The sequence below is a fragment of the Staphylococcus muscae genome, from assembly GCF_003019275.1.
Lineage (GTDB): Bacteria > Bacillota > Bacilli > Staphylococcales > Staphylococcaceae > Staphylococcus > Staphylococcus muscae.
Genome location: NZ_CP027848.1, coordinates 1,941,582 through 1,957,289 on the forward strand (window position 1 = coordinate 1,941,582; position 15,708 = coordinate 1,957,289).

Consider the following 15,708-nt stretch of genomic DNA (forward strand, 5'->3'; position numbering starts at 1 on the left):
ATGCAAGAATTACAGATTTTTAATTTTGAAGAATTACCAGTGAGGACATTAATAATTGATGATGAACCATATTTTGTAGGGAAAGATGTGGCTGACATTTTAGGTTACTCAAACTCAAGAAAAGCTTTATCTGATCACGTAGATGTAGATGATAAGCTGACGTCACGAATCGTTACGGCAGGTCAAAATAGAAATCAAACTATCATCAACGAATCAGGACTTTACAGTCTAATCTTTTCATCAAAATTAGAAAGTGCAAAACGATTCAAGCGTTGGGTTACATCAGAAGTTTTGCCAACACTAAGAAAGACAGGTAGCTATCAAGTGCCGACCGAACCAATGGAAGCACTTAGATTGATGTTTCAAGCAACAGAAGAAACAAGAGAGCAAATTAAAAGTGTAAAAGCTGATGTGATTGATTTAAAAGAGAATCAAAAGTTAGACGCAGGAGAGTATGGCTTTCTATCTAAAACAGTTCATCAGAGAGTAGCAAACATAAGACAGTTGTACGGACTACCTAATAGCAAAGAAGTGAACAAACCATTGTATAAAGACATCAATAACAACATTAATACAATGGCAGGGATTAAAACGAGAACACAGATACGCCAAAAACATTTTAATGATGTGATGGACATGATTGCTAACTGGTTCCCGTCACAATCAACGATGTACGTGATCAAGCAAATGGAATTCGAAATTTAGGAGATGTACTAATGAATATTCAAGAAGCGACAAAACCGATGACTTAATGGCAAATGATTGGGAAGTTGTAGTTCCAATCAAAGACCAGGAATAAAAGTGATTATAACAAAAAAAGGAGTGATCACAATGAATTTTATAGGCTTCGCAGATGTAAATGACTTTATCAAAATCAGTGGGCTTTCTGTGAATGACTTAGAACGAAAGGTTCTATGCAATACAGATTTTCAGAAAGAATGTGTGTATCGCTTTGGTAAAGGTCACAAGCGATATATCAAAGTTGATAAAGCGATTGACCTTATCGAGAAAAACTTAATGTTCAAAGAAACAGAAATTTGAAAGGAGGTGGTTAACATGAGACAAGAATTAATAGCATACGTAATGGTAGTTGCGATTAGCGCCATCTTATCAACCGTGATGATATTCGGTGGGGCATACTTTACGACATTAATAGCATCAGTACTAATCAGTAGTGCAGTGACGTATCACAGCACGCATTATGTACTGAATGAATTAAAAAAGACTGAGTGCTAACAGCAATTAGCAAACAGTCAAACAATTAAAAAACATTCTAGACAAAGTATAACACAAACAATAGGAGTGAACGAAATGGATTTAGTGACAATTGATTACCTTGAATTAAAACGACTTATTACAGCAGAAGCACGTTATAAGGAAGAAATAGCTCAATTAGAAGATGAATTGCAAGACGTAAAAATCGAGTTAAACGAACTGAAAAGAAAGGGGTATGAGTATGACTAATTTATTCGAAATCAATGAACGTTACCTACAAGTCTTAGATATGTGGGATGACGTAGAACCTGGAATTATCCAAGATACATTAGACTCGATCGAAGCGGAAACGCACGAGAAAGTCGACAATATTATTGGCTTAAAGCGTAGCGTTGATGGGGACGTTGGTGTAATCGATGCAGAAATCAAACGTTTGCAGAAAATGAAAAAACAGAAAGAAAATCTGTCAGACAGATTGAAAGGCTATCTAGCAACAATGCTTGAACAACGTGGTTTAAGAAAATACAAGACACCTACTAATCATATTTACAAACGTAAGAATAAACCGAGTGTTGTTGTTACTAATGAATCTTTAATCGATAAAGCATACTACATTCCACAACCACCAAAGTTAAACAAAAAGCAAATTGAAGAGGACATTAAAGCTGGTGTAGATGTTGAAGGTGCTGAACTAAGTGCGAGTGAAAGTTTGGTGATTCCAAAATGAAGAAATCCGAATCAGTAATTGAGATAAATAAGGCGATGGTAGCATTTAGAAAAGAGGTAAAACAACCGATTAAAGATAAAAGTAATCCTTTCTTCAAATCTAAATACGTTCCCTTAGAGAACGTCGTAGAAGCCATTGACGAAGCTGCGACGCCACATGGACTCTCTTACACACAATGGGCATTAAACGATAACAGTGGACGAATTGGTGTTGCTACAATGCTCATGCATGAAAGTGGCGAATATATAGAGTATGACCCTGTTTTTATGAACGCTGAAAAGAACACACCACAAGGCGCTGGTTCATTGATTAGTTACCTCAAACGTTACTCATTATCTGCAATATTCGGCATTACAAGTGATCAAGATGATGACGGTAATGCAGCAAGTGGAAAGAACAACAGTCCCAAGCAACAGAATAGAACCCAATGGGCTAGTAGCGAAACAATAGGAACTTTAAAAAAAGAAGTTATAGCTTTTACAAATTTGATTAAAGGAACAGATAAAGAAGCACCACAAAATGTAGTAGAACAAAAATTTAACATAAACGACTATAAGTTAACAGAAAAACAAGCGGCAGATGCCCTTAATAAAATACGAAACAATGCAAAAACGATTACTGGAGGAAATAACAATGCTTAACAGAGCTGTATTAGTAGGACGATTAACAAAAGACCCTGAATTCAGAACGACGCCATCAGGTGTAGACGTATCAACATTCACACTTGCGGTAAATCGCAATTTCAAAAGTAAAGATGGAGAACAACAGGCTGATTTCATCAATTGTGTTGTATTCCGCAAGCAAGCTGAAAATGTTAAAAACTTTTTAAGTAAAGGTAGATTAGCAGGCGTTGATGGACGGATGCAATCACGCAGTTACGAAAATAAAGAAGGTCAACGTGTTTATGTAACTGAAGTCGTTTGCGACAGCGTGCAATTTTTAGAACCTAAAAATAATAGCCAATCTAACAATCAACCTAAACAACAAGGACAAGCGCAGAATAATCCTTTTGATAACAGTGATGACGAGTTCTCGGATTTACCTTTCTAGGACGTGATTAGATGCCTTTAATTACTAGCTACATCACTCAAGATGACGGCACTACAACTGTTGTCATTTCGGGTGTTGAATTAGGCGATAAGGAAACGTTGCTACTCGATAACGGGTTCGATGTAGAGATTGATGTAAATGTCGTAGATCCATTCAAAATCACCGACAAACAACGTCGTAAGATATTCGCCTTGTGCAACGACATAGAGGCGCATACAGGGCAGCCTATGGACTATATGAGACATATGTTTATCGAGTATGTAAGAACATACTACGGCTATGATGAACAGATTTCATTAAGCAACTGTACACGGACACAAGCAAATCAAGTCATCGAAGTGATATTAGATTGGGTGTTCCACAACGATATACCACTTAATTACAAGACAAGTGATTTACTAAAGCAGGACAAATCATTCCTCTACTGGTCAACAGTAAATCGTAACTGTGTAATATGTGGTAAACCTCATTCACAACTAGCACACTACCAAGCAGTTGGTAGAGGTAGAAATAGACGTAAGATTAGTCACTTAGGAAATAAAGTGTTGGCTTTATGTTCAGACCACCACACAGAGCAACACAACATAGGTATTGATAGTTTTAATGATAAATACCATCTACACGACAGTTGGGTTGATGTAGATGAACGTTTAAATAAAATGCTGAAAGGAGAGAAATAGCACTCCTAATATCATCTTGGCGGAAGAGATTAGGAATGCTAGAAATTATAAAAAAGCTATAGGCAAGCCTTTTTCGAGAAATTAATTATTCATCATCTTTTTTGTATTCAAATGTTAAGTAAAAACAAACTAATGAAATAAGTAACACGAATATTGAAATAGGAACATTAACGGATTCATTATACATTGCTCCAGAGAATAAAGCCCACGAAATATTTGGGGTGAAGACTAATGAAGTTGCATTAATCATTTTTTTAGTTGGAGGTGCATACTTTTGCAATTTTGTATCGTCGACGTCATCTTCTTTTCTGTTTTCTCTTTTATTATTTATTGGATAGGAAGAATTGAAGGAGTCACTAACGCTAGGAAAGTTAACAGTATTGATAAAAGAATAGCGAAGTATATTGTTAATTCGCGTAATTTCCTTTATAGGAAAATTCGATTGGGTCTTAAATGCTTGAAGTGTATTTTCAGAAAATAAATTATTTCTAAAATTCATCGAGATGTCGATAGTAGGCACTTTGATTTTCACCAAATTTGAAGTATCAATACTTAGTAGCGTATTTTTGTAAATATTATTGAATTCTGTCATCTGATTAATAGTTTTTCTTAATTCTTTAGAAGGTTTTGTTGCTTCGAACACGGTGTTTCTTAAGTTGGAAATATTTTTATTCAATATTGGTCTGATATCTTTTAATGGATCGATATACATTTTATCACCCCCAATCTGATGCAAAAGCATTCAGAAAAATTATACCAGAAAGGAGAATACAAATGACTGATCAACCAAGTTACTATTCAATCATTACAGCTAATGTTAGATACGACAACCGCCTTACAGACAGTGAAAAGTTATTATTCGCTGAAATCACATCGTTAAGCAATAAATACGGTTACTGCACAGCAAGCAACGGTTACTTTGCGAAGTTGTATGACGTAGTAAAAGAAACTATATCCCGCAGAATATCTAAACTTGCTAAATTTGGTTATTTACACATCGAAATCATTAGAGAAGGTAATGAAATCAAACAAAGAAAAATGTACCCATTGATGCAATCGTCAGTACCTATTGACGCAAAAATCAATACCCCTATTGATAATTCTGTCAATACCCCTATTGACGCAAATGTCAAAGAGAATAATACAAGTAATAATAATACAAGTATTAATAGAGACAGGGACGAGATGTCGATTTTATTTATGATGATCAGTGACGAATTAGGGATTATACAAAATCCTTTAAATGCAGAACTACTAGAACACGCCATAGCCCGTTTTAATGAAAATAAGGTAGATATAGTGGAAGTTGCTGTTAATTACTGCAAGAAGAATAAAAAAGGTATCGGCTACCTTATAAGAATTTTAGAAGATTGGGCTGCAAAAGGTGTGCGTAATAAAGAAGATGCCACAAAGAAAGTAACACCCCAAAAAGTTAGTAAGTCAAATGACTTTTTAACCCAAAAAAGACAAGAGTTATTCGGAGGTTGATTCTATGCCTATGACAGAGCAAGAGGCTTTCCAGCTTATCTCATTAGTGAGTGATACCTACAATATAGAATTCCACGAATCTAAATATAAGGCGTGGGTATCTATCCTTACTAAAGATGGCGATTACAAATCCTCTGAAAAGAAATTAAGAAATTACATCAAACAAAGTAAATACAAACCAACATTAGCTGACGTATTAGCAACTAAGCCTAAAGCATTTGAAATAAAAGAAAAACCAGTAGAAGAAACACACCAGTACAAATTAGAGCATGACCCTGCGTATAAAAAAGAATATGAAGCGGTTAGGGATAAAGCTAGGACTTTCATCAAGGAGTTGCGTCACAATGATTGATCGTTTGAGTACAGAAGAGTCGATTTTATGCAACTTGATGAAGTGGCCTGACTTGTATGCAAAATTCAAATTAAAGCCTTACATGTTTGTTGATGAAGATGTGAGTAAGATTATTAGCTACATTGTTGAAGTCGGGAAAGTAAATCCCAATGAGATTTACTTTAAATGTCGTGACGAGCAAGGTTTTGTTAATGTAGACCGCTTAACACAGATTAGTAAGTCAAAGGGTACGGACCTATCATTTTTTATGAACGATCAAATCAACCTACTGAACGACTATGTGACGCGTAAAGCTGTAGAATACTCTCAAGGTTTTTTGAGTAATCCTAATCAAACAGAATACCTATATTTACTCGATCAATTAAATAGTCTTAAAGACATCAACATTGAACAAGGCAATAGAACAGATGAGTTTTTAGCAGAAGTCATGGAATCAGTATTGAGTGATAAACCAAAAGAGTTGATTAAGACTGGATACGGACTACTCGATTACAAAATATACGGCTTTGAAAAAGGACAATTGAATGTAATAGCAGCAAGGCCGTCAATGGGCAAAACTGGATTTGCATTAAACACAATGTGGAACATTGCAAAGTCTGGCTATGAAGTATCATTTTTCAGTTTAGAAACAACCGGAAACCTTGTTGTAGAACGCTTAGTTGCAATGATTGAAGGCGTTCCATTGTCAGATATTAAACGCCCAACAGAATTAAGCACAGAGAATACGAATAAAGTCATGAACGCGCTGAATAAAATAAAGCAGTTTAATATAAATATTTTTGATGAGAGCCACCTAACACCATCTAGGATACGTGAGCAAGCATCTAAAGAGTCGGATAAACCACAAGTCATATTTATCGACTACTTGCAACTGATGACGTCTGATACACCTTCTAATGATAGACGTGTAGACGTAGAGAAGATAAGTCGTGACCTTAAAATCATAGCGAACGAAACAGGTTGCGTCATAGTCTTGTTATCACAATTGAATAGGGGTGTAGAGTCACGTAACGATAAACGTCCTATGATGAGCGACTTAAAAGAATCGGGTGGTATTGAAGCGGATGCCAGCATGATATTTATGCTATATCGTGATGACTATTATAACCGTGATGAAGTGCATGAAGATGATAAATCTGAATTAGAAGTTAACGTAGCTAAAAACAAAGATGGATCAACTGGTGTTGTGAAATTTGAATACTACAAATCAACGCAGAGGTTCTTTACATGACGGTACTAGAATTCAAAGACTTTTTGAGACACCTCTTCAGCGTTGAATACAGCCACAACACACGCATGCAATTGTTTATGGTGCAATTGGGTTGGGCGGTCGATAGATTGCTTGTGAGCGAGCGTATAAGCCCGTTTGACGACTATGATGAAGTAAGTGAATTGATTTTTGATGAATTAGATGTGAACCAAAGGAGCAAAAATGAGAGAAACTAGAATTGAAATCTTTTATAAAGACGAAAAACACTTAAACAAACCAATGGCTTCGCCACGTCCACGCTTTACTAGAGCAGGACGGTTTGTCAGAACATACATGCCTAACAATTACACACGGCACAAACATTTTATAGCAGAGCAAATGCCTGACTTACAGATAGAGTCGTCTATCAGATTGACAGTAGAGTTTTACTTCCCACCATTGCGAAGTTGGTCTGAAAAACGATTGAGAGAAAGGTTGTTTTCATATAAGCGCACTAAACCAGACCTAGATAACTTACTTAAAACTGTATTAGATGCAGGTAACGGTAAGTTGTGGAAAGACGATAATCAAATCGTAGAAATCAGAACATTCAAAAAATATGAGAGTATACCACGCACAGCGTTAATTATCGAAGAATTGGAGGGATAGCATGGAACTACCAGTAATACCTAATGATAAATCACGGAAATACGAATACAACGGTAAACCCATTAGTGTTAATCAAATGGTTAAATACACAGGTTTAAGCGCATCTGTCGTTCGAAAAAAGCTGAGAAATGGCGTGCCGATAAAAGATATCTTAAAGCAACGCCCGAAATTAAAACTAACTAAAGCGCAAGTAAAAAAGAAGAGCACTGTTAATCTTACGAGTGCAATTATTGAACAAAGATTAGCTGATGGTTGGGATATCGATTTGGCGCTTGAATTAGGACTAAATTACGTTGGTCCAGTAGATAATATTGTCTACAAAACAAAAGCTGGTGGAATTGATATTGAAATTCCGTACGAACAATTGATGAAGTTAGAAGAAAGGGGCATTACAGCTAGAACTATTAGCATTCGAGTTGGTAAAGGGATGACTTTAAAAGATGCGATGAACACACCTTTAGAGTATTCAAACGATGACCTTGATTACACAGAAAGCATTGAAGAAAGGAAGTGCGCTGAAGCATTGAAACGGTACCGAGCGAAGAAGGCGCAGGAGCGAATGAATCGTATTAAAGGTGTTCCACAGCAGATTAAGTTGAGCGAGTATGGAAGATATTTAATGGGTCAACCACTTATTGCACGTATAAAAACAGACGTTTATGGAAATACACAATTAATTTAGAGGAGTGATGAATGTGGATGGACTAAAAATAGGAAATACAATAAAGGTTAATACTAAAAATGGATATATGATAGCGAAGGTTCTAGATACGTACAATGATGGTTTTGTTGTAACTACAGATGAAGGGGATAACTGTTGGCTCTCGTACGAAACAGATTGGGAGAAAATACCTTCTAGTAAAAAACTAGAAAATAAGAAACGTCCTAAACACTACGGAGATGCTGAATTTGATCTAATTGATTATTGGTGCACACGATACTCGAAAGAAGAACTGCGTGGTGCATTTAAATCTCAACTATCAAAATACACTGACCGATTAGGTTACAAAGATGATGAAATTGATGAATTAGACAAGATTATTGATTATACAACACGTTATCGTGATCACTTAAAAAAGGTGGCTGAAACCAATGAGAAGTAACTATGGTTTATTAGCTCGATACCGTTTATACGACAAAGAAGGCTATCCAGCATTGTTAGTTATACCAGCAAAGGAACATGTACGTGTGTTAGGTTATGGTCCTTATTACAAACAATATGACGGTGTTTATTCAGAAAAAAAGCTCAAGCATATTAAACACAAAAGTAATTTATATACTGTTGAAGAACTGGAGCGATTTAAAATATGAATTTTATTGATTTATGCAGTGGTATCGGTGGATTTAGAACCGCATTAGAAAAGCATGGTCACACATGTTTGGCTTATGGAGAAATAGACAAATTCGCAAAGCAAAGTTACCAGGCCATTTACAATACTAAAAATGAGGAGAATTTAGGAGATGTTACAGAATATTCAAACGAAAATTGGAGAAAATACAAAGGGAAAGTTGACATCATCACAGGTGGATTTCCGTGTCAAACCTTTAGTATCGCAGGGAAACGTGCAGGGTTTGAAGATACGAGGGGGACGTTATTCTTCCACATTGCAAGGGCGATTAAAGAAGTCAAACCATCTTTTGTATTATTGGAAAACGTCAAAGGTTTATTATCACACGACAAAGGCAGAACGTTTGGAACAATCATTCAAACGTTGGATGAATTGGGGTATGTCATCGAGTGGGGTTTGTTTAACTCTAAATTTTGGGGAGTTCCGCAAAATAGAGAAAGAGTGTACATCTTAGTAACTAGAAAAGATCTATTTACTGGATTTAAACTGTTCGATTTATTGAAAAAACAAACTGATGTTACAACGAGATTAATTGATGTGCTAGAGCAAGATGTTGATGAAAAGTATTACTTGTCAAAAGAAAAGACAAAGAAGTTAACGTTAGATCAAGATCTAAGTGGTAAGTTGAATAAGTATGACTACAACAATAGAGATAAAGTTTATAGCATAAATAAAGTCAGTCCTACATTAAACGCTATGCAGGGCGGAGATAGACAGCCGAAGATTGCAGTCCCAGTGTTAACACCTGATCGTATAAATAAGCGACAAAATGGTCGCAGATTTAAAAGGGATGGTGAACCAATGTTCACTTTAACATCACAAGATCGTCATGGTATAGCTGTTTGTGAAGCTACTAAAAAAGGATATGCTATGGCAGAAGTTGGAGACAGTGTAAATGTATCGTATCCGGAAAGCGAGACAAGGCGTGGAAGGGTTGGAAAACAAATTGCACATACACTTCAAGCAGGTGAAGTGAATCAAGGAGTTGTCGTACCAAAAGAAGTGTATGGAAGGTTTGGTAAACAGGCGGTCGAAACATTAAATGAGAATAAAGACATCATCAAAGATGGTATGACGATAAATGCTTATAACAAAACTTTTGATAATTCTGGGTTAAGTCCAACGTTAACGACAAGACCAGAAGGTTTTAAAACTGCAATATTACCAATATCAAGTGGCCTAAGAATACGAAAACTCACACCACTGGAATGTTGGAGATTACAAGGTTTTTCAGATGAACAATTTTATAAAGCTAAAAATGCAGGTGTAAGCAATTCACAATTGTATAAACAAGCAGGTAATGCGGTAACAGTCAATGTTGTTGATGCAATAGTAGGAGTACTGACTAATGCATAGAGAAACGTACACACGTGATTTAACTAATAATGTTAAGCAACGCTATCGTGTAAATACAACAGGAAAGACACCGACGCAGTTGCAGAAGGAATTAGAAGGCAAAGGTGTAGAAGGTTTTGTCGTGAAAGTGAATCACGACAGAGTGACTATGTTGGTTGATCGTGAAGATATTAAAAATAATAGGAGGGCATTCCTATGAGTAAAGACAAAGTAATCTATTTAGGTGGACACATTTTAAATCAAGCGATGGTTGAATATAGAGATAAGCAACATAAAGAAATATCTGAGATTAAAGGTGTTAGACCTTATTCACCTCATCAAGACAAATCAATCAATGATAAGGCTAATGCTAAGCAAGAAGGGCTAGCAGAACGTATTTTAGCTAACGACTTTAAAGCAATGAGAGAATCGGATATTTTCGTATTCGACGTACTCAATGAAGGGCTAGGTACTATTGCCGAATTAGGCATAGTACTAGGAATGAAGTATCAGGCACAAGAGACGATTGAACGTTTAGAAAAGGTAGCTGATATTAATAGATTTGACATTAACGGAGATATTCCAGAAACTTATTGGGTTTTACAAGATGAGATTAAAGAACAAGAAAAAATATTAAACAAACCTGTTCTATGCTACTGTTCCGACACGCGACAAGGGCATCGTAAGTCGTATATTGATCCCGACAGAGCAGAATTTAGCACAAATCAATTTGTGTACGGTATGGTTCTGGAACTCACAAACGGAGAGGGTTATATATCGTGGAACGAAGTTAAGAATAGATTAGAAGAGCTAGGGAGAAAAGGGGAATAATATGTCATTACAAAATATAGAATTAGTCTTATCAGCTATCACAAATGAGATTTATATGGCTGAAATAGAAGAAGATGGCATGATGTCTATTGATAATAAACGTGAAGCAACAAATGATGTGGCACGTGTCATGGCAGAATGGTTTGTAGCTAATCAAAAGACGGGGTTGAAGTTCAAAGGAGACGGTTGGTTATTGTGGCTAAAAGATAATGAATTTTTAGCTCCACAAGATATTAAAAACTTCACTATTAAATTAAATGATATATCTAATCTTGCAAGCATTGCTCAACTTTTACTTATTAAATCTATGGAAAGTAAAGAGAGAATAGACATTGAGTATCATTTAGAGGGCATTGTTTTTAGACATCATCATAGAGCGTACAGCGATTATGGAGAGAGAGCTTTGTTTTTCTCGGTAAACGATACTAAAGAAAAATTGCGTGAGAAGTTAAATTTGGCAATTGATGTGATTAACGGGAAAGAATTTTTACATTAATGACGAGGTGTTTGAAAACCCAGAATTATTAAGGGAGATGAAATGTAAATGAAAAGATTAATTGGAGTAATAGTAGTATTAACAATTTTATTGGGTGCTTGTTCGCAAGCCGACAGAGTCAACGAGAATCTTACAAAAGAATCAGACAGCTTTAACACAGTTCGAAAAATAACCGTTATCAATGCGATTAAACAAGACGTTATTTTCCAAATGTCTGGACGTATGTCTATTAAAGCAGATACAAAGGATAATCAGTTGGAAGTAGTTGTTGAAAAGCAAGACGGTGAATATCAAAAACATATTATAGGATTGTCCGACAATGTATCTTACGTTGTGGAAGATGTAACTACGAAAAACGTGAGCAAGTATCAATATGAAATTAATTACAACCCTAAAATGTGGATTCCAGTGAAGCCGGATTATAAGGATTAGAAAATGTCTAGGGAAGAGCAAGAAGTATGGGAAGGTGTTGTCACTTTTATTAAGAGTAATGCACTGGACAAATTAGGAGCAAAACAATTGGCTGAAAATATAAGAGAACTAGCATCATCCGTTGGAAAAAGTATAGATATTGATAGAACAGGAAGTGATGAGATGATTAAATTTGAGAAACGATTTTTAAAATCGCCATACTTCATTGAAAAGTATGAACGTTTTGAAGGTGAAAAATATGAATTTAGTACGAACAGTGGTGGTATTTTGAGCGTCATTCGGTGCTTGGGTTCATACGGTTACGAACGAGGCGAATATGAGATAGCTTATATTAAAGAAGACGGGACAGTATGTGAGCCTTTAGGTTATTTAAGTGTTGATGACGTATTAACCATTGTTGATTATGAGAACGGTAAAGAAGTTGAGAATAAGGAATTGATTAATTGTTGGGAAAAGAAGAAATGGGGGAATGGTCGTGACGAAAGTTAAAATGATGAAAGAAGTAAGTTTGCTTGAGTTATTACAAATAATACTCAACAACGAATTGATAGACAAACAGCAGAAGTTTTCTGGCGTAGCATTGGATGAATATGAAAACACATTGACGGTAGACAGTGTTGATTTAGATGAGAAGTTTCAAGTATTAACAGAAATAAATGTAACACATGATATGGTGTTCGATAATTTAGCAATAGTTTTCAAAGATGATAGTTATGGTGGGCTTTTGAAAATTAAGAAGAGTGCAAGTATTAAGCAGGTGCTGGATAAGTATCTTGGATCACACAATATTAAGTCTATTTATGTTCTTGACGCAAACAATAATGAAGTTCTGGTCTGGTAAGAATCTAAAACATTGAAAGGAGAATAGTATGCCGAAGATTAAAACGAAGAAGAAAGTAACTGCGAGAGAGCTGATTGATTCATACCTTGATGGGAAAATTGAAGGTGGGAAATACATTAATGAAGAAGATAATTTTGTGGTTTTTTCCGACTATTCTGGGTCAAAAATGTGTCAAGTTGGCAAGAAAACTAATCCAGATGAGCTTTTTGGAGAAGTAGTAATTTGGGAAAAAATTGATGAGAATACTAAGTTAGATAATTTAGTAATGGTATGTAACTGGAGAGAATGCCTAGATTTTTTTGACTATGATGACCCAATATCTATTAAAGAAATTATAAGAATTGAGGGAGAGCATGCGCATACAATAAAAGCTTTTTACATCTTACAAGACGACATGACAATGCAGCTAATTTGGAAAGACGGTGAATTCGTTGTTTGATTACAAAGCAGAACGTGATTCGCTTATTGAAGATGTTGCAAGGTTGAGAAAAGAAAAGGATGAACTTAAAGACAATCTTGATAAAGTGGTTGATTTATTCAATCGACATCTAAGGTATAAGCTAGCAGTTACTAACAATGGGATTTGGTACGTCCATTTGAAACATGAATTACAAAATATTTTAAAGGAGATTGAGAAATGAGTAATCAGTTACAAATCAAATTATTATCGGATAACGCAACAATGCCTACACGGAATCACAGTACAGATGCTGGGTTTGATATTTACGCAGCAGAAACGATTATACTAGAACCACAAGAAAAAGCGTTAATCGCTACGGATATTGCTGTTAACATTCCAAAAGGCTATGTAGGACTACTAACATCAAGAAGTGGTGTAAGTAGCAAGACAGACCTTGTGATTGAAACAGGTAAGATTGATGCAGGGTTTCATGGAAATATGAAGATTAATATTAAGAATGATGAGGAGATTTTAGAAGAATGGGTTTCTTATCATTTTAGTAATGTTGCATCAGATATCGAAGGGAATATTACACTACTAGATTCAGAAGAAGTTATGACTGGTAGCTACAAAATAAACAAAGGCGATAAACTAGCACAATTGGTAATCGTACCTATTTGGACGCCAGAATTAGAAGTAGTGGAAGATTTCGATAGTGAATCGGATAGGGGTGAAAAGGGGTTTGGTTCAAGTGGATATTAATGCTTATATTGTAACTACTATACTAGTGTTTATTGGATACTTTTTGCAGGATGTAAATCATAAGAATAAATATGTTGTGGCCACTTGTGAATTTATTGGTTATATACTTATGGGTTTTGGTGTAATATTAGGAGAAAAACACGGTCAAATGGCAGTGCCTTGCATTATGATATTTGCTATGTTGTTTGCAAGACTTAAATTTTTAGAAAAAGCCTGTCTTAAATTTTTCGATGCGGTAAATGAGATGCAAGTAGACCAACTAAAAATAAAATCACGAATTGATGTAGAGGGGGATGACATTGAAAAATACTTTTTTAACACTAACAGTAATCGTAATAATACTGATGACTTATAGATTGTATTTACGTTTCACTGCCAATGACGAAGTAGATAGTGATGAAGTGTTTAATGAATACGATCATATAGATTTGAACAGGATCAGAGCAGAGGTGAGTGGATGACTAAATACTCTAAAGTTTATTTAAAAAAAGACCATCATAAACGTGGCATAAAACTAGGTGAAGTTAAATCTGGTTCAACTTGGTTAGAAATGCTAGAAGAGATACCACGTTTAAAAAAGTTGACAATCACGCCATATATAAGAATGTGGTATAGGGATGATAGAACGCAATGCATAGATTACGGGGCGCATAATGCCATCATTACAGTGAAGGAGTGAGATGATGTTTAAAGTTGTATTTAAAGAAGATGCTAAAAAGATTATTGTGATACCGCAACATATCGGTGGTATTCCACCAAGCTCAGAAGAAACAGTGGGCTTCTTTAACTATTTAGAGAACCAGTTTGAAGGATATGAAGTTATGACCTTTCCATCCAATTCAGAAGTAATATTTTTAAAATAATTATGGGGGCATTCAATGACCGAGATTAAACCAGGTACTTTCAGATATATTGAAAGTGAGATATATAATTTAGAATCTACTAAACGTGAGATTAAACGATTGCGTTTGGAAATACTTAATCCTAGTAAAGCCATTGATGAGAACATTGTGTATGGACCGCTTCAATCTGGAGAACCTACACGTACTACGGAATTAATGGCGACACGTCTTATGACTAATAAGATGCTACGGAATATGGAAGAGATGGTTCATGCGATAGAGTATGCGTACAGTAAACTTCCTGATGAATACAAGAAGGTTATTTATCTAAAGTATTGGGAACCTAATCGTAGAATGAAGATGGAGCATATTGCTGATGAATGTAATATGCATAGGAACACAGCAGGCAAGATACGGAAGAACTTTGTAAAGGCAGTAGCATATGAAGTCGGGATGAAATAGTGTGTGCATCGATTGTGCATAGAGCATAAAATAAAGTGATATTATGATATTGTGCAAGTAAAGCACACAACGTAGCCCTTGCGCAATTGCACTATATTCACTCCTTTATTGTTAATATGTTAGCGTTGAACTAGAGTTAGGTTTATGCCTAGCTCTCTTTTTTATTTGAAGGGAGTTGAGATAATGACTAATCATAACAACATACGTAAGAATGGTCGCTATCAATATGAACATGATTGGTTCTATCGTTCTAAAGCGTGGGAGCGTATTAGGGAAATTGCTTTAGATAGAGATAATTATCTATGTCAAATGTGCTTAGAACATGGTGAAATAACAGATGCGAAAATCGTACATCACATTGTGTACGTAGATCATGATTTTAGTAAAGCGTTAGAAATAGATAATCTGATGTCTGTTTGCCAAAAATGCCACAATCAAATACATGCAAAAGATACAAATTATAAAAAAGAAAACAGCTTAAAAGTTCGTGTTTTAAAAATGTGAAAGAAGCTCTGAAAAACATGCCCCCCTACAAACGTTGATATAACAACATTTGTCTGGGAGCGGAGTGGGCCATACGGGCGCAAT

General features: G+C 35.5%; 31 protein-coding genes. 30 read left to right on the forward strand and 1 reads right to left on the reverse strand.

Going from position 1 to position 15,708, the window contains the following annotated elements; all coding sequences use genetic code 11:
• The 8 genes from C7J88_RS09555 to C7J88_RS09585 all read left to right on the forward strand — a co-directional run bounded on the left by C7J88_RS09555 (window position 1) and on the right by C7J88_RS09585 (window position 3,672).
• Window positions 1-705, forward strand: a complete 705-nt coding sequence (locus tag C7J88_RS09555; RefSeq protein ID WP_095115699.1) for a BRO family protein — start codon at window positions 1-3, stop codon at window positions 703-705.
• A gap of 126 nt (window positions 706-831) precedes the next feature.
• Window positions 832-1,041, forward strand: a complete 210-nt coding sequence (locus C7J88_RS09560; RefSeq protein WP_095115701.1) for a hypothetical protein — start codon at window positions 832-834, stop codon at window positions 1,039-1,041.
• Window positions 1,042-1,056: 15 nt separating this feature from the next.
• The gene (locus C7J88_RS09565; RefSeq protein WP_095115703.1) at window positions 1,057-1,236 is read left to right on the forward strand and encodes a hypothetical protein; all 180 of its coding nucleotides are present in this window, start codon (window positions 1,057-1,059) and stop codon (window positions 1,234-1,236) included.
• A 75-nt stretch (window positions 1,237-1,311) separates the two neighbouring features.
• On the forward strand, window positions 1,312-1,464 hold the full coding sequence (locus C7J88_RS10480) for a hypothetical protein (RefSeq protein ID WP_157728665.1): 153 nt from the start codon (window positions 1,312-1,314) through the stop codon (window positions 1,462-1,464).
• Window positions 1,457-1,942 carry a siphovirus Gp157 family protein gene (locus C7J88_RS09570; protein ID WP_095115705.1) on the forward strand — a complete coding sequence of 162 codons (486 nt, stop codon included), beginning with the start codon at window positions 1,457-1,459 and terminating at the stop codon, window positions 1,940-1,942. The genes C7J88_RS10480 and C7J88_RS09570 overlap by 8 nt, the downstream gene beginning before the upstream one ends.
• On the forward strand, window positions 1,939-2,583 hold the full coding sequence (locus C7J88_RS09575) for an ERF family protein (RefSeq protein ID WP_095115707.1): 645 nt from the start codon (window positions 1,939-1,941) through the stop codon (window positions 2,581-2,583). The genes C7J88_RS09570 and C7J88_RS09575 overlap by 4 nt, the downstream gene beginning before the upstream one ends.
• Entirely contained in the window at window positions 2,576-2,992 is a 417-nt protein-coding gene (gene ssb / locus C7J88_RS09580; protein ID WP_095115709.1) for a single-stranded DNA-binding protein, read from the forward strand. Before C7J88_RS09575 ends, ssb begins: the two co-directional genes overlap by 8 nt.
• Before the next feature lie 11 nt (window positions 2,993-3,003).
• Entirely contained in the window at window positions 3,004-3,672 is a 669-nt protein-coding gene (locus C7J88_RS09585) for a putative HNHc nuclease (protein WP_095115711.1), read from the forward strand.
• Between the two features lie 85 nt (window positions 3,673-3,757).
• Here C7J88_RS09585 and C7J88_RS09590 read toward each other — a convergent pair whose 3' ends face one another.
• Window positions 3,758-4,384, reverse strand: a complete 627-nt coding sequence (locus tag C7J88_RS09590; protein WP_095115713.1) for a hypothetical protein — start codon at window positions 4,382-4,384, stop codon at window positions 3,758-3,760.
• Between the two features lie 62 nt (window positions 4,385-4,446).
• Between C7J88_RS09590 and C7J88_RS09595 the strand changes: the two genes are divergently transcribed.
• The 22 genes from C7J88_RS09595 (at window position 4,447) to C7J88_RS09705 (ending at window position 15,624) form a co-directional block, all read left to right on the forward strand.
• The gene (locus C7J88_RS09595; RefSeq protein WP_095115715.1) at window positions 4,447-5,160 is read left to right on the forward strand and encodes a helix-turn-helix domain-containing protein; all 714 of its coding nucleotides are present in this window, start codon (window positions 4,447-4,449) and stop codon (window positions 5,158-5,160) included.
• Window positions 5,161-5,164: 4 nt separating this feature from the next.
• Window positions 5,165-5,512 carry a replicative helicase loader/inhibitor gene (locus tag C7J88_RS09600; RefSeq protein WP_095115717.1) on the forward strand — a complete coding sequence of 116 codons (348 nt, stop codon included), beginning with the start codon at window positions 5,165-5,167 and terminating at the stop codon, window positions 5,510-5,512.
• The gene (locus C7J88_RS09605) at window positions 5,505-6,743 is read left to right on the forward strand and encodes a DnaB helicase C-terminal domain-containing protein (protein WP_095115718.1); all 1,239 of its coding nucleotides are present in this window, start codon (window positions 5,505-5,507) and stop codon (window positions 6,741-6,743) included. The genes C7J88_RS09600 and C7J88_RS09605 overlap by 8 nt, the downstream gene beginning before the upstream one ends.
• The gene (locus C7J88_RS09610; protein ID WP_095115719.1) at window positions 6,740-6,958 is read left to right on the forward strand and encodes a hypothetical protein; all 219 of its coding nucleotides are present in this window, start codon (window positions 6,740-6,742) and stop codon (window positions 6,956-6,958) included. Before C7J88_RS09605 ends, C7J88_RS09610 begins: the two co-directional genes overlap by 4 nt.
• Window position 6,959: 1 nt before the next feature.
• The gene (locus tag C7J88_RS09615) at window positions 6,960-7,370 is read left to right on the forward strand and encodes a RusA family crossover junction endodeoxyribonuclease (protein ID WP_371866995.1); all 411 of its coding nucleotides are present in this window, start codon (window positions 6,960-6,962) and stop codon (window positions 7,368-7,370) included.
• Window position 7,371: 1 nt separating this feature from the next.
• Window positions 7,372-8,052, forward strand: a complete 681-nt coding sequence (locus C7J88_RS09620) for a hypothetical protein (RefSeq protein ID WP_095115723.1) — start codon at window positions 7,372-7,374, stop codon at window positions 8,050-8,052.
• Window positions 8,053-8,119: 67 nt separating this feature from the next.
• The gene (locus C7J88_RS09625) at window positions 8,120-8,473 is read left to right on the forward strand and encodes a DUF3310 domain-containing protein (protein ID WP_249027475.1); all 354 of its coding nucleotides are present in this window, start codon (window positions 8,120-8,122) and stop codon (window positions 8,471-8,473) included.
• Entirely contained in the window at window positions 8,463-8,681 is a 219-nt protein-coding gene (locus tag C7J88_RS09630) for a hypothetical protein (RefSeq protein ID WP_095115727.1), read from the forward strand. The genes C7J88_RS09625 and C7J88_RS09630 overlap by 11 nt, the downstream gene beginning before the upstream one ends.
• Window positions 8,678-10,075 (forward strand): DNA (cytosine-5-)-methyltransferase, encoded by a 1,398-nt coding sequence (gene dcm, locus C7J88_RS09635; RefSeq protein WP_095115729.1) that lies wholly within the window; start codon window positions 8,678-8,680, stop codon window positions 10,073-10,075. The genes C7J88_RS09630 and dcm overlap by 4 nt, the downstream gene beginning before the upstream one ends.
• Entirely contained in the window at window positions 10,068-10,274 is a 207-nt protein-coding gene (locus C7J88_RS09640; protein WP_095115732.1) for a hypothetical protein, read from the forward strand. The genes dcm and C7J88_RS09640 overlap by 8 nt, the downstream gene beginning before the upstream one ends.
• Entirely contained in the window at window positions 10,271-10,885 is a 615-nt protein-coding gene (locus C7J88_RS09645; RefSeq protein WP_095115734.1) for a nucleoside 2-deoxyribosyltransferase, read from the forward strand. The genes C7J88_RS09640 and C7J88_RS09645 overlap by 4 nt, the downstream gene beginning before the upstream one ends.
• A gap of 1 nt (window position 10,886) precedes the next feature.
• Window positions 10,887-11,381, forward strand: coding sequence for a DUF7446 family protein (locus C7J88_RS10650; RefSeq protein ID WP_229709427.1), 495 nt, complete (start codon window positions 10,887-10,889; stop codon window positions 11,379-11,381).
• Between the two features lie 48 nt (window positions 11,382-11,429).
• Complete coding sequence (locus C7J88_RS09655) at window positions 11,430-11,813, forward strand: beta-sandwich lipoprotein (protein ID WP_095115736.1); 384 nt, start codon at window positions 11,430-11,432, stop codon at window positions 11,811-11,813.
• 3 nt (window positions 11,814-11,816) lie between these two features.
• Window positions 11,817-12,302, forward strand: coding sequence for a hypothetical protein (locus C7J88_RS09660; protein ID WP_095115738.1), 486 nt, complete (start codon window positions 11,817-11,819; stop codon window positions 12,300-12,302).
• Window positions 12,289-12,654 carry a hypothetical protein gene (locus C7J88_RS09665; protein WP_095115740.1) on the forward strand — a complete coding sequence of 122 codons (366 nt, stop codon included), beginning with the start codon at window positions 12,289-12,291 and terminating at the stop codon, window positions 12,652-12,654. Before C7J88_RS09660 ends, C7J88_RS09665 begins: the two co-directional genes overlap by 14 nt.
• 28 nt (window positions 12,655-12,682) lie before the next feature.
• Window positions 12,683-13,093, forward strand: coding sequence for a hypothetical protein (locus C7J88_RS09670; RefSeq protein ID WP_095115742.1), 411 nt, complete (start codon window positions 12,683-12,685; stop codon window positions 13,091-13,093).
• Window positions 13,077-13,295, forward strand: a complete 219-nt coding sequence (locus tag C7J88_RS09675) for a hypothetical protein (protein WP_095115744.1) — start codon at window positions 13,077-13,079, stop codon at window positions 13,293-13,295. Before C7J88_RS09670 ends, C7J88_RS09675 begins: the two co-directional genes overlap by 17 nt.
• Window positions 13,292-13,816, forward strand: coding sequence for a dUTP diphosphatase (locus tag C7J88_RS09680; protein ID WP_095115746.1), 525 nt, complete (start codon window positions 13,292-13,294; stop codon window positions 13,814-13,816). Before C7J88_RS09675 ends, C7J88_RS09680 begins: the two co-directional genes overlap by 4 nt.
• A complete protein-coding gene (locus C7J88_RS09685; protein WP_095115748.1) occupies window positions 13,806-14,171 on the forward strand; it encodes a hypothetical protein in 366 nt (121 codons plus the stop codon). The genes C7J88_RS09680 and C7J88_RS09685 overlap by 11 nt, the downstream gene beginning before the upstream one ends.
• Before the next feature lie 328 nt (window positions 14,172-14,499).
• On the forward strand, window positions 14,500-14,679 hold the full coding sequence (locus tag C7J88_RS09695; RefSeq protein ID WP_095115752.1) for a hypothetical protein: 180 nt from the start codon (window positions 14,500-14,502) through the stop codon (window positions 14,677-14,679).
• Window positions 14,680-14,694: 15 nt separating this feature from the next.
• Window positions 14,695-15,120, forward strand: a complete 426-nt coding sequence (locus tag C7J88_RS09700; RefSeq protein WP_095115754.1) for a DUF722 domain-containing protein — start codon at window positions 14,695-14,697, stop codon at window positions 15,118-15,120.
• A gap of 183 nt (window positions 15,121-15,303) precedes the next feature.
• The gene (locus C7J88_RS09705) at window positions 15,304-15,624 is read left to right on the forward strand and encodes an HNH endonuclease (protein WP_095115756.1); all 321 of its coding nucleotides are present in this window, start codon (window positions 15,304-15,306) and stop codon (window positions 15,622-15,624) included.
• Window positions 15,625-15,708 lie beyond the last annotated feature (84 nt).

Coding starts and splice junctions, on each gene's coding strand:
- C7J88_RS09555 (WP_095115699.1), top strand. CDS start 1: ATGCAAGAATTACAGATTTTTAATTTTGAAGAATTACCAGTGAGGACA.
- C7J88_RS09560 (WP_095115701.1), top strand. CDS start 832: ATGAATTTTATAGGCTTCGCAGATGTAAATGACTTTATCAAAATCAGT.
- C7J88_RS09565 (WP_095115703.1), top strand. CDS start 1,057: ATGAGACAAGAATTAATAGCATACGTAATGGTAGTTGCGATTAGCGCC.
- C7J88_RS10480 (WP_157728665.1), top strand. CDS start 1,312: ATGGATTTAGTGACAATTGATTACCTTGAATTAAAACGACTTATTACA.
- C7J88_RS09570 (WP_095115705.1), top strand. CDS start 1,457: ATGACTAATTTATTCGAAATCAATGAACGTTACCTACAAGTCTTAGAT.
- C7J88_RS09575 (WP_095115707.1), top strand. CDS start 1,939: ATGAAGAAATCCGAATCAGTAATTGAGATAAATAAGGCGATGGTAGCA.
- ssb (WP_095115709.1), top strand. CDS start 2,576: ATGCTTAACAGAGCTGTATTAGTAGGACGATTAACAAAAGACCCTGAA.
- C7J88_RS09585 (WP_095115711.1), top strand. CDS start 3,004: ATGCCTTTAATTACTAGCTACATCACTCAAGATGACGGCACTACAACT.
- C7J88_RS09590 (WP_095115713.1), bottom strand. CDS start 4,384: ATGTATATCGATCCATTAAAAGATATCAGACCAATATTGAATAAAAAT.
- C7J88_RS09595 (WP_095115715.1), top strand. CDS start 4,447: ATGACTGATCAACCAAGTTACTATTCAATCATTACAGCTAATGTTAGA.
- C7J88_RS09600 (WP_095115717.1), top strand. CDS start 5,165: ATGCCTATGACAGAGCAAGAGGCTTTCCAGCTTATCTCATTAGTGAGT.
- C7J88_RS09605 (WP_095115718.1), top strand. CDS start 5,505: ATGATTGATCGTTTGAGTACAGAAGAGTCGATTTTATGCAACTTGATG.
- C7J88_RS09610 (WP_095115719.1), top strand. CDS start 6,740: ATGACGGTACTAGAATTCAAAGACTTTTTGAGACACCTCTTCAGCGTT.
- C7J88_RS09620 (WP_095115723.1), top strand. CDS start 7,372: ATGGAACTACCAGTAATACCTAATGATAAATCACGGAAATACGAATAC.
- C7J88_RS09625 (WP_249027475.1), top strand. CDS start 8,120: ATGATAGCGAAGGTTCTAGATACGTACAATGATGGTTTTGTTGTAACT.
- C7J88_RS09630 (WP_095115727.1), top strand. CDS start 8,463: ATGAGAAGTAACTATGGTTTATTAGCTCGATACCGTTTATACGACAAA.
- dcm (WP_095115729.1), top strand. CDS start 8,678: ATGAATTTTATTGATTTATGCAGTGGTATCGGTGGATTTAGAACCGCA.
- C7J88_RS09640 (WP_095115732.1), top strand. CDS start 10,068: ATGCATAGAGAAACGTACACACGTGATTTAACTAATAATGTTAAGCAA.
- C7J88_RS09645 (WP_095115734.1), top strand. CDS start 10,271: ATGAGTAAAGACAAAGTAATCTATTTAGGTGGACACATTTTAAATCAA.
- C7J88_RS10650 (WP_229709427.1), top strand. CDS start 10,887: ATGTCATTACAAAATATAGAATTAGTCTTATCAGCTATCACAAATGAG.
- C7J88_RS09655 (WP_095115736.1), top strand. CDS start 11,430: ATGAAAAGATTAATTGGAGTAATAGTAGTATTAACAATTTTATTGGGT.
- C7J88_RS09660 (WP_095115738.1), top strand. CDS start 11,817: ATGTCTAGGGAAGAGCAAGAAGTATGGGAAGGTGTTGTCACTTTTATT.
- C7J88_RS09670 (WP_095115742.1), top strand. CDS start 12,683: ATGCCGAAGATTAAAACGAAGAAGAAAGTAACTGCGAGAGAGCTGATT.
- C7J88_RS09680 (WP_095115746.1), top strand. CDS start 13,292: ATGAGTAATCAGTTACAAATCAAATTATTATCGGATAACGCAACAATG.
- C7J88_RS09695 (WP_095115752.1), top strand. CDS start 14,500: ATGTTTAAAGTTGTATTTAAAGAAGATGCTAAAAAGATTATTGTGATA.
- C7J88_RS09700 (WP_095115754.1), top strand. CDS start 14,695: ATGACCGAGATTAAACCAGGTACTTTCAGATATATTGAAAGTGAGATA.
- C7J88_RS09705 (WP_095115756.1), top strand. CDS start 15,304: ATGACTAATCATAACAACATACGTAAGAATGGTCGCTATCAATATGAA.